The 13,884-nt window shown below is 60.3% G+C and carries 13 protein-coding genes; 6 read left to right on the top strand and 7 right to left on the bottom strand.

All coding sequences use genetic code 11. The annotated features are described in order from the left end of the window. The first annotated feature begins 20 nt into the window (after positions 1-20). Positions 21-836, top strand: coding sequence for a hypothetical protein (locus BGE01nite_RS23045; protein WP_146854152.1), 816 nt, complete (start codon positions 21-23; stop codon positions 834-836). Positions 837-951: 115 nt separating this feature from the next. After that, entirely contained in the window at positions 952-1,998 is a 1,047-nt protein-coding gene (locus tag BGE01nite_RS23050) for a hypothetical protein (RefSeq protein WP_146854154.1), read from the top strand. A gap of 20 nt (positions 1,999-2,018) precedes the next feature. Here the strand turns inward: BGE01nite_RS23050 and BGE01nite_RS23055 are convergent, their stop codons facing one another. Further along, positions 2,019-2,609 carry a nitroreductase family protein gene (locus tag BGE01nite_RS23055; protein ID WP_146854156.1) on the bottom strand — a complete coding sequence of 197 codons (591 nt, stop codon included), beginning with the start codon at positions 2,607-2,609 and terminating at the stop codon, positions 2,019-2,021. A 14-nt stretch (positions 2,610-2,623) separates the two neighbouring features. Continuing rightward, positions 2,624-4,090, bottom strand: coding sequence for a DUF3482 domain-containing protein (locus BGE01nite_RS23060; RefSeq protein WP_146854158.1), 1,467 nt, complete (start codon positions 4,088-4,090; stop codon positions 2,624-2,626). Between the two features lie 103 nt (positions 4,091-4,193). Between BGE01nite_RS23060 and BGE01nite_RS23065 the strand changes: the two genes are divergently transcribed. From BGE01nite_RS23065 to BGE01nite_RS23075, 3 genes are all read left to right on the top strand, one after another. Continuing rightward, on the top strand, positions 4,194-4,640 hold the full coding sequence (locus BGE01nite_RS23065) for an RrF2 family transcriptional regulator (RefSeq protein WP_146854160.1): 447 nt from the start codon (positions 4,194-4,196) through the stop codon (positions 4,638-4,640). Positions 4,641-4,771: 131 nt separating this feature from the next. After that, the gene (locus tag BGE01nite_RS23070; protein ID WP_146854162.1) at positions 4,772-5,077 is read left to right on the top strand and encodes a hypothetical protein; all 306 of its coding nucleotides are present in this window, start codon (positions 4,772-4,774) and stop codon (positions 5,075-5,077) included. A 114-nt stretch (positions 5,078-5,191) separates the two neighbouring features. Further along, positions 5,192-7,033 (top strand): tetratricopeptide repeat protein, encoded by a 1,842-nt coding sequence (locus tag BGE01nite_RS23075; RefSeq protein WP_146854164.1) that lies wholly within the window; start codon positions 5,192-5,194, stop codon positions 7,031-7,033. A gap of 106 nt (positions 7,034-7,139) precedes the next feature. Here BGE01nite_RS23075 and mpl read toward each other — a convergent pair whose 3' ends face one another. From mpl to BGE01nite_RS23095, 4 genes are all read right to left on the bottom strand, one after another. After that, complete coding sequence (gene mpl / locus BGE01nite_RS23080) at positions 7,140-8,513, bottom strand: UDP-N-acetylmuramate:L-alanyl-gamma-D-glutamyl-meso-diaminopimelate ligase (RefSeq protein ID WP_146854166.1); 1,374 nt, start codon at positions 8,511-8,513, stop codon at positions 7,140-7,142. Between the two features lie 90 nt (positions 8,514-8,603). Next, a complete protein-coding gene (locus BGE01nite_RS23085) occupies positions 8,604-8,963 on the bottom strand; it encodes a ribonuclease E inhibitor RraB (RefSeq protein WP_146854168.1) in 360 nt (119 codons plus the stop codon). A 25-nt stretch (positions 8,964-8,988) separates the two neighbouring features. Further along, positions 8,989-9,945 (bottom strand): phosphoglycerate dehydrogenase, encoded by a 957-nt coding sequence (locus tag BGE01nite_RS23090; RefSeq protein ID WP_146854170.1) that lies wholly within the window; start codon positions 9,943-9,945, stop codon positions 8,989-8,991. A gap of 145 nt (positions 9,946-10,090) precedes the next feature. Then, on the bottom strand, positions 10,091-11,509 hold the full coding sequence (locus tag BGE01nite_RS23095; protein WP_146854172.1) for a dihydrolipoyl dehydrogenase family protein: 1,419 nt from the start codon (positions 11,507-11,509) through the stop codon (positions 10,091-10,093). Between the two features lie 278 nt (positions 11,510-11,787). Here BGE01nite_RS23095 and BGE01nite_RS23100 point away from each other — a divergent pair, with 278 nt between their 5' ends. Continuing rightward, on the top strand, positions 11,788-12,393 hold the full coding sequence (locus BGE01nite_RS23100) for a transposase (RefSeq protein ID WP_146854173.1): 606 nt from the start codon (positions 11,788-11,790) through the stop codon (positions 12,391-12,393). An 83-nt stretch (positions 12,394-12,476) separates the two neighbouring features. Here BGE01nite_RS23100 and BGE01nite_RS23105 read toward each other — a convergent pair whose 3' ends face one another. Continuing rightward, the gene (locus BGE01nite_RS23105) at positions 12,477-13,862 is read right to left on the bottom strand and encodes a sulfatase (RefSeq protein WP_146854174.1); all 1,386 of its coding nucleotides are present in this window, start codon (positions 13,860-13,862) and stop codon (positions 12,477-12,479) included. Positions 13,863-13,884 lie beyond the last annotated feature (22 nt).

Raw genomic sequence — 13,884 nt, forward strand, 5'->3', positions numbered from 1 at the left:
TCATTCATCAAATCGCTGTCATGAATCACAAGACCTCTTCAATCCTTCTGAGTTCAGTTATCCTTTTGGTTAGCGGGGCCGCGGCACAGGAGCCGAAACCTTTTGCCACCTTCATGGAGCTGCCCTGGCGTTATGTCATCGGCGGCAGTGCCGGAGGCAAATGGCTGAGCAGTGAGAACGCTGGAAAGCGGCTTGCCGCCAAGACCACCTACCGCGTCTTCACGCTGGAGGGCGAGAAGGCCAGGATCACCGCTGGCAAGGCCGCTCCTGAGGCGGACGTGTGCATGGATGTCTACATGCATGCCATCACGCCGCAGCCTGATCCCGAGTCCCCGGACGCCATCGGCGTGAATGCACCCTGGAATCCGCAACCGCGCCAGCCTGTGCCGCTGGACATCGATAAAGCCAGCCTGGAAAAAGCGCTGGGCGACCTGCTGAATGGCAAAGGCATCAAGAAGCCCAAGGTAAAACTCACCCAGACCCTTCGCGTGGATCTGGATGGTGATGGCAAGCTCGAGACGCTGCTCACCGGGCAGCACTTTGATGATGAGGTTGAGCACCTCTCCGTGAAGGCCGGTGACTACAGCCTCGTCTTCATGCGCCGGCTTGTGGAGGGACAGATCAAAACCCAGCTCCTGGCGGGCGAGGCCTATCCAAAAGCAGATCCAGAGAATGCTCCCAGCACCTATGAGCTCGCTGGCGTGCTGGATCTGGATGGTGATGGCAAGCTCGAGGTGCTGGTGCGCACGGGCTACTACGAGGGTGGAGGCATGCAGGTCTGGCAGCTCAAGGGCGACCGCCTTGTCAAGGTGCTCGAAATGGAGTGCGGAGTGTAGTTTTTCCCTGGGAAAAGGGGTCTGAAGTCGAGGTCGTAGGCCATTCGTCGGATACCCGGTTTTTCAAATTCGTGACAAGTTGATGACGAAACAAAAAACTATGTTCAAACACGTCATGAAACCCCTGGCCCCTCTTCTGGCGCTCACCCTGGCCTATGCGGCCTTTACCACAGGCCGTAGCCCTGAGGAGCGCCTGGCACCGATCAGCGATGCCGCGAAGACATTTTACACCACCCTGCGCGCTGAACGCATCAGCGGACTGCCCTCTGAAGAGCAGATGAAAAAGCTGTCCGGCCTCCTCACTCCTGGTCTGCATGCCGCCATCCTGAAAGCCCGTGCAGAGCAGCAGGAGCAGATCAAAAAGCATCCGGATGACAAGCCGAACTGGATCGAGGGAGACCTCTTCGGCAGCCTCTTTGAAGGCGTGACCCAGTGGGAGCTTGGCAGCGCCTTTTTTGCCCCGGGTGTGGACGGCACCGTGAAGGTGAATCTGACCTACCAGGAGGCCACCGAAAAACCCACGAAGTGGACAGACATCCTCGTCTTCAAGCAGCGTGAGGAGAAGTGGCTGCTGGATGACATCCGCATGGGGGGCGAGTGGGCCTTCAAGTCGGCTGATTCTCTCCGCGGCCGTCTCCCCGGCGGCTGGCAGGCCCGTGAGGACCATGACTCACCGGATGAAAAATGGCATGTGACCTTTCAGCGGGATGGCGAGGTCGTCTCCAACATCTCCATCCAGGCGGCGGACAAGTCAGGCCTGCCACACCTTTTGTTCGGCGCTGAATCGAGCCCGGCAGGCGGGGTTCCCAGCTGGGTGCTTTGGAATCCGGACAGCGACCTGCTCGCCGTCCGCCTGGGGGACAGCCCGCGCTTCACCCGCACCCTGATCTTCCGCCTGGTCGGCCATGAGTGGAAAAAAGTGGAGATGCCGGTCTTCTATGCCGAGGAAAAAAAGACCATGGCCGGGAACGGCTTCCGTGAGACCGACAGCCTCATCGACGCGGATCACTGGTATGACGCGAACACCCTGGTGGTGAAGTATTTCAGCAGCTGGGCCAACGGTGATGATGGTGATGGCTACTCCAAATACATCAGCGTGCAGATCAGCGCGGATGGCAAGGCCAGCGTCACGGAAGCGGTGGACACTCCCGGAAAAGATTGATCAGGTTTTGCGCTATCCTTTCAATGCCAAACCATCTTTGTGTCCACGGGCTTGCGCACGCTGCGCGGCCAGTTGAGGTCCGGTCTCGGCCAGCCGAGGTAGATGAGTCCCACGCAACGGTCTTCGGCACGAATGCCCAGCCACGTCCGGAAACCGGGCGCATCCAGCACGAGCCCGGATGACCAGTAGCAGCCAAGGCCGGCTGCGGTGGCGCTGAGCTGGAGATTCTGCAGGGCACAGGCCACGGCTTCGATCTCCTCGATCTCCGGGATCTTGGTGCCGCCGTTCCTCTCCATCACACAGGCGATGACCACGGGGGCCAGGAGCGGGTTCTCTCCCATCTTCCTCAGCTTGTCCTCGCGGAACTCCGCAGGCGGGGTGCTTTCACGGTAGGCCTCCTGCATCTGCGCGGCCAGTTGCTGGCGGGACTCGGCGGTGAAGAGATGAAACTTCCAGGGCTCCGTCATGCCATGGCTCGGTGCCCAGGTAGCATCCTCCAAAATTTGTGAGAGCAGGCTGCGGTCCACATCCCGTGAATGATCCAGGTCCACCGGCTTGATGGAACGACGGTGGCGCAGCAGGGCTGAGAGCTGGGAATGGCTGGGAAGCATGAAAGGGGAGGGGATCAATTGTCGATCTGCGCGCCGGGGTAGAGCCGCACCAGCACGCAGCTAAGGCAATCGTAGATCAGCGCATGGGCGGCCTTTGAAACTGCGTCAGGCAGGGCATTCGCCTCCACGCCGGACTTCCACACCCGGGTGATGCCGTCCGCATGCTCATCGATGATCTGTCCGCAGATGCTGTTCCAGTGCGCGGGCTCAGCGCTTTCCTGCCATTCGCCACGGCCACGGCCGAAGTGGGAGATCGCCAGATAGGTCAGCATGGCCAGGCGCACCTGCTCGCGGAAATGCTCGCAGGACCAGTGCAGGCGGTGGTCGCTGCCACGCACGAGATTGTAGCTCTTGATGAGCGCGTAGGCACCGATGCCAGCGGCGATGCCACCCACCAGTGCTCCTCCGCCGAAAGTCATGCCACCCATCTTCAGGTCGGCGATCAATCCACCCATCGCTCCTCCGGCCACGCTGCCGACGACACTCCAGATGGTCTCGGAAACCTTCACAGGCACATGAAACTGGTCCTGCGCCAGCTGGCCCAGCCTCCGTGCGGCCTCACCCTCCAGCCCATGCAGTTCGATCAGACGGTTTGTGGAGCTGAGAAGCCGGTCAGCCAGACGGGTGGCCAGTTGCTCACGCGCATCCCCATACTCTTTGTTCAGGTCACTGCGGCCGATGCCGATGCGCTCCCACAGCGTCTCACTGCGGACCTCGATGCCGTCCACGACAGCGGCGGTGAGCAGCTCGGAAAGCACCCGGCTGGAATCATGGAAGACATCCTGGTTGCGTTGATGCCAGGCACGCTTGAGCTGCTTGAAGGCCTCCGCCTTCGTCTCGCTCATCAGCGGGCTCAGCGCATGCATCAGCCGGTCTTCCTGCACCCAGCAGCGGGCAAAGGCATCCAGGCAGATCACATCGCGGATGATGGGCCAGGCCTTCAGGTGATCCCGCCAGGCCTGCACCTCGGCCTCCTCCACGCTGGCCTCCTGCGCAGGGCCGGTCTGGTTCAGCAGCACTAGCACAGGCTTGCCCACCCAGCCCAGGATCTCCATTTCAGGCGCGATGTAGGCGGCCACCTCGGGCGGCTCCGTGGCATTCACGAGGTAAAGCACCACGTCCGCCTCCTCCCTCACATTTTTCAGCGCCTGCTGGCTGCACCAGAGCGGCTTGTCCGTCAGGCGGTCCCAGGTCTGGGAGATGAGCCAGAAGATGGGGTTCCGCTCGCGCTTCAGGCGCTTCAGCAGGCGGGCGCTGTCGCCAAACCCCGGCGTGTCCCACAGGCGCAACAGACGGGCATCATGCTCCAGCAGCGGGTAGGACTGGTTGTACAGCGTCACATGCGCCGCGTCCCGGACCTCTCCCACATCCTGGCGCAGGAGCGTGCGTGCCAGAGTCGTTTTCCCCGCATTGGTGTGGGAGATGAGACTGAGGGTGACGATGTCCGATGCGGGTGGCTGGATGCCCGGGGGAGGCGGCATGCCCTAGACTTAAGAGAGCGTGGCGGCGGCGCAAGGAAGGAAAGCGAAATGACTGACAAGACTCTTCCTTGATCCTTCCCTGGCGCTGACTTAGGGACACCCTGTGAAACTTTCCAAGAAGGCCGAATACGCGATGCGCGCCCTGCTCTGCATGGCGCGTGACACGGAGACGTCGACCTTCGCCATTCAGGACATCTCCACGCGTGAGCGCATCCCGCTGAAGTTTCTGGAGCAGATCCTTCTCGCGCTGAAGAATGGCGGCCTCCTGCGTAGCAAGCGCGGCGTTGGTGGCGGCTATCAGTTTCACAAGGCACCCTCCCGCATCACGCTCGGAGAGGTCGTCACTCTCATTGACGGTCCGTTTGAGCCCATCGCCTGCGCCTCGCCTGAGAAGCATGGCGGCAGCTGTGAATGCGGAGTCAGCGGTGCCTGTGGTCTGGGGCAGACCTTCTCCCTGCTGAAGCAGCAGGTGGACGGCTGGCTGAATGCCACCACCCTGGCTCAAGTGCTGGAACGAGAGCGCCGTGAGACGGTCAGCTTCGACATTTAAGTGAGCTGGGCTTACCTAGCCAAAAGTGTGAATTTCTCCGCCGGGTTGTGAAAAACTCCCTTGCACTCTGGAGGGGTGAGGGCATTGATGGAGGCCGAACACTGTTCGTTTGCTGAGCAATGAGTATGGAAATGCAGCGCCACCCCTGTGGCATCATCTACACCCGTCAGTTCGCCGACTTTCTGCGCACGAAGCAGCAGGCCGAAGGCGAACGGCATCCGGGTGAGCTGCTCTCGCTGGAGTACACCCACTGTGCAGAGGGAGAGAAGGCCGGATCCTCCTGGTGGAACCTGGAATGGATCTCCCTGTTCTCCGTTCCTGCGGATGAGAAGTTCGACATTGGCGAGACCCCGGTCTTCATCCACAAGCAGACCCGGCGCGGTTTGAAGAACCGCCTGCTGCATTTTGTGAACGGACAGGTGCTGGTGAAGAACTAATGCATTCCCTCCAGCGGGGGCTTTGCCCTCCTGAATAATTCATTTCAAACCTGTTCCCATTTCAGGGTCGAGGGAGTAAAATGACCCTCCCCAACCCCCCACTGTCAGCGCGCCTTGCTTACCAGTCAGAACATTGATCCCTCCCAGGCCGGCAAACCGAAGCCCTTCATCCTGCTGCGCCCGTTCATCGCGGCCTGGCAGTGGCTGGTGCCACCCACGCAGGCGCATCGGGACCGCCAGTCCACCACCGCGCGCATCGTCGCCATCAGCCTGCTCGTGGGCATCTGCGGCACCGCCATCGTCCTCGGCTTCATCTATGCCAGGCCCATGCATGACAAGTACCAGGACTGGCAGGCTAACAAACTTTATGACGAAGCTCGCGAGCTCGTGAATGACGGCCAGGGCATGCAGGCCTTCCAGAAGGTGCAGCAGGCGGTGAAGCTCTCGCCGGAGAATGCCAGGGTCGTGCGCATGAACGCGGAGATCCTGACCCTGGCCAAGAGGCCCGAGGCGCTGCACTACCTGGACCAGCTCGACCGCATCGGTGCCACGAAAGTGGACGACAAAGTCCTCCGTGTGCATGCGCTGATGAACCTGCAGCGCCCGAAGGAAGCCTCGGAATTGCTGGAGGACATGCTGAACAAGCAGATGCCGACGGACATGATGATGAAGCTGGCGGAGAATGTCTGGGGCAAAAGCCAGAAGGACGAGATGCTCGCCAAGTCCATGCGGAATTACGCCGCGAGCCACCCCGAGGATCGCGAGCATGCGCTGCGCCTCGCTCGAGTGGAGATTCTCTCTGGCAAGACGCTCGAACATTCCAGCGGCCTGCGCCGCGCCTGGTCCGTGGCAGAAGGGCAGGATGACGAGCTCAGCCTGCGCGCCTTGGAATTGCTCGACTCCGCGCCCGACATGCCGCCGGATGAGACCAAGAAGCTCATCGATCGCCTGCGCACCCACCCGAAGGGAGACGGCTGGCATCTGGTGGCTGCTTTGCGCCGTCAGGTGAAGCTGGAGCCGCTGCGTCGTGACGAGCTCATTCTGGAAGCCGTGCAGACCGCCAGAGGCCGCAAACGCGAGGACTTGGTGCCCATCATCCGCTGGCTTGTCGAGCCTCCTCAGAACGAGTCTCTCAAAGTCCTGGCTCTCGTCCCTGAGTCGGAAGCCGTGGCCTACAAGCCGCTGCTGGACAACTACCTCACCGCACTCACCGTCCTGCAGCGTCATGCCGATCTCGAGCGCCTGGTGGAGTCACCGCAGGTCAGCGGCATCCTCAGCCACACGGAACTTTCCTTCTACCGGGCTCACCTCGCCTATGTGACGGAGAAATCTCCGGAAGAGACCCGCAGCACCTTGATCGTCGCGAAGAGTGCCTGTGACGTGGAGCATCGCTCGGATCTCCTTCAGCGCATCGCTCGTTATGCCGAGGAGCGCGGGCACTTTGACATCGCCGAGGAGGCCTTCCGCTCAGTCTCACGGGATCCGAAACAGGAGCGCGTGGGCTATGACGGCCTCATTCGCATGACCCGCTCCAATGGCAACACTGAGGGCCTCATCGCCGCCTCAGCCGAGGCCGTCCGCCGCTGGCCGGACGACAGCCAGTACCAGGAGGATTTCTTGTATGCGAATCTGCTCGCCGGACGTGACATCGAACTCGCACTGAATCAGGTGCACAAGCTGTATGAGATGCAGCCCAAGGACTACCAGCGTCGTCTCATGGTGGCGCTCGCCTGCTGGCGCCTGAAGGACATGAACACCGCCACGCTCTTCCTGAATGAGATGGACCTGAGTAACAACCATCTCACTCCAGGACAGCAGGCCGTCTACGCCGCGATCGCGCGCGACAGCACCGCTGAGAACGCCTCCGACGTCGCCAAGATCGTCCTCAAAGACATCGACCCTCGCGCCCGCATGCTCCCCGAGGAGCGCGCCTGTTATACCAAAGCCGCCCGCTGATTCAGCGCACGAGAAGTACGTCGTTCACGCTTCAGCGTGTCAGGCTGTGCATCCGCCCCACAAGGCCGAATGCCCAACTCCGACCGCCGACCTCAAAACTCCGAACTTATCCGAGCGCCGTGACCAGCTTCCCATGAATCCCGTCAAAGCCGCCATTGCTGAAGATGATGATCACGTCCCCGGACTTCGTTTCACTCTTCAGGCGTGAGATGATCGCATCGGTATTCGCTTCATGGAAACAAGGGTGTCCGCTGGCAGCCACAGCCGCCGCCACCACACCCACATCCAGCCGCTGATCCGCCGCCACCTTCTCAGGATTCGCCACGGCTGCGACCACGCTGCCATCTGCTTCCTTCAAGGCTTCGATAAGCTCGTTTTGCAGCACATTGCGACGGCTCGTGTTCGAGCGCGGCTCAAACACGGCCCACAAACGGCGGCCCGGATACTTCTGACGGAAACCGCGCAGCGTCTCGCGGATGGCCGTGGGGTGATGACCGAAGTCATCAATGATCGTGATGCCATTCACCTCGCCACGAATCGTCTGGCGGCGGCGCACACCCCGGAAACTTTCCAGGCCGGCGCGGATCTCATCATCGGTTAGGCCGGCATGACGAGCCGCGCACACGCACATGGCGGCATTGCGCGCATTGAACTCACCGATCATCGGGACGGTGAAGGACTCGCCATTGATCGTGAAGGTGGTGCTCTCCGGATCCGCGGAGGTGATGACGATGCGTTCGCTGCAGCTCTCACCCAGGCCCACGGTCTTCACTGGCGCATAACTCTTCAGGGAGAGGCAGTTTTTGTCATCGCCATTCAATAGCACCACACCATTGCGCGGCACGCTGTTCAGCAGGCGCTGGAAGGTCAGCTTGATATCATCCAGCGTCGGGAAAATGTCCGCGTGGTCGAACTCGATGTTGTTCACGATCGCGCACTCCGGCAGGTAGTGCAGGAACTTGCTGCGCTTGTCGAAATAAGCGGTGTCATACTCATCGCCTTCGATGACGAAGAGATCGCTGTGATTGAAGCGCGCACCGCTGCTCAGGTTCTCCGGCACACCGCCGATCATGTAACCTGGATTGCGTCCCGCGTTCTCAAAGATCCACGCCAGCATGGTCGTGGTGGTCGTCTTGCCATGCGTGCCGCTGACCACAAAGCTGCGCTTGCCCTGGATCACCTCGCGCCGCAGCATCTCCGCCATGCTGATGTAAGGCAGACGGCGCTCCAGCATGCTCTCCAGCTCCTCATTGCCACGGCTGATCGCATTGCCCACCACGAAGACCTCCGCCTCTGCGGGCAGGTTCGCCGCCTTGTAACCTTCCGTCACCGTGATGCCTGCATCACGCAGCACATCCGACATCGGCGGATACACCTTTTCGTCCGAACCGGAGATCGTGTAACCAAGCTGGCGCATGGCCACCGCCGTGGAGCCCATGGCGGTGCCGCAGATGCCGATGAAGTGAAGGTGTTTGGACATGGAGCTGAAGTGCTAAGATGGAAAAGCGTTAATCTGATCTGGAAAGGACTGTGTAGATGGCCTCATAGGGACTGTAGCTGAGTTGCTCTGTCAGGTCTCGTTTTGGAGCAGGCAACCCCAACCATTGTACTCAAGACCGAATAGTTCAGCAAGGCAGACGAAAAGCCCATTCAATGAGCAAATGACATGTTTGGTCGCGGGGGTGTGGATGACGGTGATGACACGCCAGATGGTTTCGCCATTCTCAAGATCCACACGCTGAAACGACGGCCTGCCATAATGGTTGTCGACGATAAAACTGCACATGAGAGACGCTTTCCCCTCGGTTTTAGCCTCAAGAACGAAATCCACATCACGAGGAACTTCAGAATGATCGCCCTTTTGCTCGTTGCTTGCGATTAACTCCACGTCACTTGCCGACGAATTGAGCAGTGCGTCGACAAGTGACATGGAAAGTGAGAAAGCGTGAGATGAATTAAAACTTGTTAGCCTGAATCACATCCGCCTCGCCCTTGAGGTAGTTCACAAGATTCAAGGTGGCGCGCATGGCCTGACGGGGCACGCTTTCATAGGTGCGGCTGCCGATGTGCGGCGTGATGAGCGCCTTCGGATGCTTCAGCAGCGGATGATCAGCCGGTGGCGGCTCTTCATCGAGCACATCCGTTCCGTAGCCACCGACAGCGCCGGAGTTCAGCGCCTCGATCATGTCCGGCATGTGCACCAGTTCCGCACGGGAGGTGTTGACGACCAGCAGGCCCTTCTTCGCGAGGGCGATGCGATCCGCGCGGACGAGGTGCTTCGTGCTCTCGCTGAGGTTCGCATGCAGGCTCAGCACATCCACCTGGGCGATGAGGCTCTCGATGTTGTTGTGACGGGTCACACCGTTATCAGCAGCGAACTTTTCCGGCCAGTAGATGTCCATGCCATGCACTTCCATGCCGAAGGCCAGCGCGCGCTTCGCCACTTCCTGACCGATGCGGCCGAGACCCACGATGCCGATCTTCTTGTTCCAAATTTCGTTACCCGTCACGCGCTTCCATTTGCCCTCACGAACGGAGTTGGCGCTGTCCACCAGATTGCGCACCAGTGCGAGCAGCAGGCAGAAGGTGTGCTCCGCCACGGTCGTGTGGTTCACGCCAGGAGTGAAGAGCACGGGCAGCTTGCGCACGGTGCACTCTTCCACGTTAATCTTGTCCAGGCCGATGCCGTACTTGCTGATCACGCGGAGGCGGGGCAGGGCCTTGTCCAGCACGGCCTTGGTGATCTCGTCATCACCGCAGAGGAAGGCATCAAAATCACCGGCCAGCTCCAGCATGCGGCTTTCGGGCAGGGGGCCGCGCTCGCGATGGATGTCAAAGCCCTGGGCTTCCAGGAGGGCATGATGATCGCCGGGGGTGTCTTGGTAGGAGGTGGTGGTGAGCAGGACGCGCATGGGGTCGCGAGAATGGACGGGAGACCCCAGGCAGCAAGGGGAAGATGGGGCAGGGAATGACGAATCCCGAAATCCGAATGATGAAACCTCCCCCCCTGCTCAGGGACATCTGCGCCCATCTGTGCCATCTGCGGTTAAAATCCCCTCAGACCGGCTCCAACTGATCCGCACATTCTTCGGCCGGGTAGGTCCAGATCTCGCTCAGGGTCGGGTGGTAGTGCGGGATGAGCATGAATTCCTGCACCTTCGACCGGTAGTGCATGGCGATGACCACCTCGTGGATCAGTTCCGTGGCATGCGGCCCCACGCAGGTCGCGCCCAGGATCTCGCCCGTCTCCTTGTGGGCCAGCATCTTCACAAACCCCTCCGTTTCGCCCATGACAATGCTCTTGCCATGGTCATTGAAAGGGTAGCTTGCCGAGACAAACGGCACGCCTTTCTCCTCCAGCTCCTTCTCCCCGGCTCCTACCGCCGCCACCTGCGGATGTGAAAACACCCCGAAGAGCAGCAGCCGGTAGTCCATCTGCTCGCTGGCTACCTCTCCCCGTGAAAGCCGGGCCGCATTGCGCGCCGCGATTTCCGCCTGCTGGATGGCCACGTGCACCACATCCAGCGGGCTGCACACATCTCCCGCCGCAAAGATATGCGCCTGGCTGGACTGCATGGTCGGCGTGACGCTGATCTTCTTCCCGCTCAAGCCCACATGCGCGTGGTGCAGATCAAGTCCCTCCGTGGCCGCGTATCGTCCCATCGCGACGAGGATCTGATCCACCGTCACACTCGTCTCCTTGCCCGCGTGCGTGTATTCCAGATGCTTGCGCCCGTTCACCAAGGTCACGCGATGGATCTTCGTGTCCAGATGGCAGGTGATTCCACGATGCGTGTAAGCCTGTTCGACCACCTTGCTGCACTCTGGATCCATACCCGTGAGGAACTGTGCGCTCCTCTGAATCAGCGTGACCTTCCGGCCGATGCCTTCCAGATAATGCGCCATCTCCAGCGCAATCGCACCGCCCCCGAGCACCGCAAAACTTTCAGGCAGCTGCTCTGCATCCAAAATCTCATCGCTCGTCCAGTAACCCGCTTCCGCGAGACCTGGAATCGGCGGCACCTGCGCCACGGAACCCGTGGCGATGCAGAAGTAGCGCGAGGTCACACTGAAGCTCGCGGTGCCATCACGAGGAGTGACCTCCACCGTGTGCGCATCCGTGAAGCGAGCATGCCCGCGATAGAGCACAAAGCGCCCGTCCTCGAGCTGTCCCTGCCGATACCCCGCAAAGTCTGCGATGAGCACCCGCTTGCGATCTCGGATGGCCTTCACATCCACGCCCAGCGGCTGCGCCTTCAGCCCAAACTCCGCCGCCCGCCGCACACTGATGTAGCGGTCTGCGGACTCGATCAGCGTCTTGCTCGGCATGCACCCGCGCAGAATGCACAGCCCGCCGAGTTCAGCGGCTCCATCAATCACCGCCACGCGCAAGCCTTCGCCGTGTGCCGTGCGTGCCGCCGCGTATCCAGCACTGCCGCCGCCGATGACAATGAAATCAAAATGAGTGTCGCTCATGGCTGTGACTCCAATACGAGTCAGGTCGTGACGCAAGGTGAAGTTGCTTTTCTCATCGGAAGCCTAGTTCCGCCAAGTTGGAGTCAAGCCTTTAGGTGATCTGGACTCTGGGGGGAGCGCGGCTTCATTGATCGGCTAAAGCCTAGACTCCAACAAAAGCTGCGCAGCCACTCGTTGGAGTGAAGCCTTTAGGCGATCAATGGCGCTGCGCACCCCCCACGTCTCAGCCACCCCAACTTCATCTTGACGCGAGATCACGCATTTTGTTTCCTGCGCTCATGTATCGCTGGCGGAGGCTCGACGATGATGAACGCCGCCACGTGCTCGCCTGGCGGCAACGGATGCAGCGACCGCTGCACAGCCCGCGTCATGTGGACAGCGGGCAGAGGCACTATCTAATCACTGCCACCTGTTTTGAGCACTCGGTACACATCGGCTATTCGTTGGAGCGAATGAATGCATTTACAGAGGAATGGCTGCAATGCCTGGAGGCAAACTCAATGCGCGTTGCCGCCTGGGTGGTGCTGCCCAACCACTACCACGCGCTTGTGGCCTCGAATGAAGTCGTAGTGCTTCTCCAAGCTCTCGGCAGGCTGCATGGTCGGACCTCCTTTGAATGGAATGGTCTGGAACAAACGCGTGGCCGACAAGTGTGGTGCAATGCGGTCGAAACAGTGATGAAAAGCTCTGATCACCACGCAGCCACCCTCAACTACATCCATCACAATCCCGTAAAACACGACTATGTGCTGAAATGGACTGACTGGCCTTGGTCAAGCGCCACCGAGTATCTGTCTGAAGTAGGTCGCGATGAAGCCGAACGTCTTTGGAAGCTGCATCCCATCGAGCGCTACGGTGCAGGTTGGGACGACCCAGAGCACTAATAAGCAAATCAAAGCCACGCAATCTCACGTTGGAGTATAGCCTTTAGGCGATTCTGGGGCACGCGGGAGTTCGAAAGAATCCTTCACTTCAACTCCGCCAATCTGCCACGCAGCTCCTTCAGCACCTCGGCATGCTTCGGATCATTCGCCAAGTTCGTGTACTCATGCGGATCGGCGTCGTGGTCATACAGCTCGATCCCGTTCTTCCCCGCGTCCCACTCGGTGCAGCGCCAGCGGGCGGTGCGGATGGTGCGGCCCCAGAACTCAGCATCCTTGCCACGGCGTGCCTGAGTGAAGGCCGCATCGTGAACGACAACAGAAGTGTCATTGAGCTGCGGACGGATGCTCTTGCCCTGTAACTGCGCAGGCGCAGGCACTCCGCTAAGGTCACACAGCGTCGGAAACACATCGATCAACTCAATGAGGCCGGCGCTCTGCTGACCACCCGTCTTCATGCCGGGCATGGACATGATGAAAGGCACGCGAGCGCTCTCCTCAAACAGGCTACGCTTATGCCACAATCCATGCTCACCGAGATGCCAGCCGTGGTCAGCGGTGAAGATGATGATGGTGTTGTCATCGAGACCCATCTCCTTGATCGAAGCGAGCAGACGTCCCACCTGCGCATCCACATAACTCACGCAGGCGAGATAAGCACGGATGGCCGCGCGACGTTGCTCAGGAGTTGAAGAGACCGCGTATCCAGGCACCGCACCATTGCGCGCAGGCTCCGGGACATCCGCCTCATCATTCTCCGGAGCCTCTGGCAGGGTGATGCTCTCAAAGGGATGCAGATCAAAATACTTTGCCGGTGCCACCAGCGGCATGTGGGGGCGATGGAAGCCCACCGCTAGGAAGAAGGGTTTTTCTTTATCGCGCTTGCCCAGCCACTCGATGGCCGTTTTGGCAAAGTTTCCGTCCACCAGCTGGTCATCACTCCCCGGGATCTCCTGCCAGGTCAGCCCCTGCTTCTTGCCGGTCTTCACCTTCACCACACTTTCCTGTTTTGGCGGATAGGGCAGCTCATTCTTGAACTCGGTGCCAAAGTCCCAGGCCTTCGGGTCATCCATGCTCTCCAGACCGCTGGGTACACCGAGGTGGAAAATCTTCCCGCAGCGTGCTGTGGCATAACCATGATTGCGGAAGTGATGCGGCAGTGTCAGCACATCCGGGATGTTCGTGTAGAGGTTGTCCTCGTTGTTCGTCACCTTCGTCGTGCCAGGACGCAGTCCGCTCATCATGGAGGAGCGGGAGGGATTGCAGTGCGGGAACTGGCAATAAGCCCGGCTGAAGAGCACACCGCGCTTCGCCAGCGCATCCAGGTTCGGCGTCTTCGCCTGCGGAAACCCATAGCAGCTCAAAGTCGCCGCTAGGTCATCCGCCATCATCAAGAGGACATTCGGGCGCTTCGTCTCAGCCGAGAAAGCTGACCACGGAAAACACAGAAGGAGGATGAGGAGAGCTTTCATCGTGGGATGCGGATCGTGATGG

The sequence above is a fragment of the Prosthecobacter gellanilyticus genome, assembly GCF_007992435.1.
Classification (GTDB): Bacteria; Verrucomicrobiota; Verrucomicrobiia; order Verrucomicrobiales; family Verrucomicrobiaceae; genus Prosthecobacter; species Prosthecobacter gellanilyticus.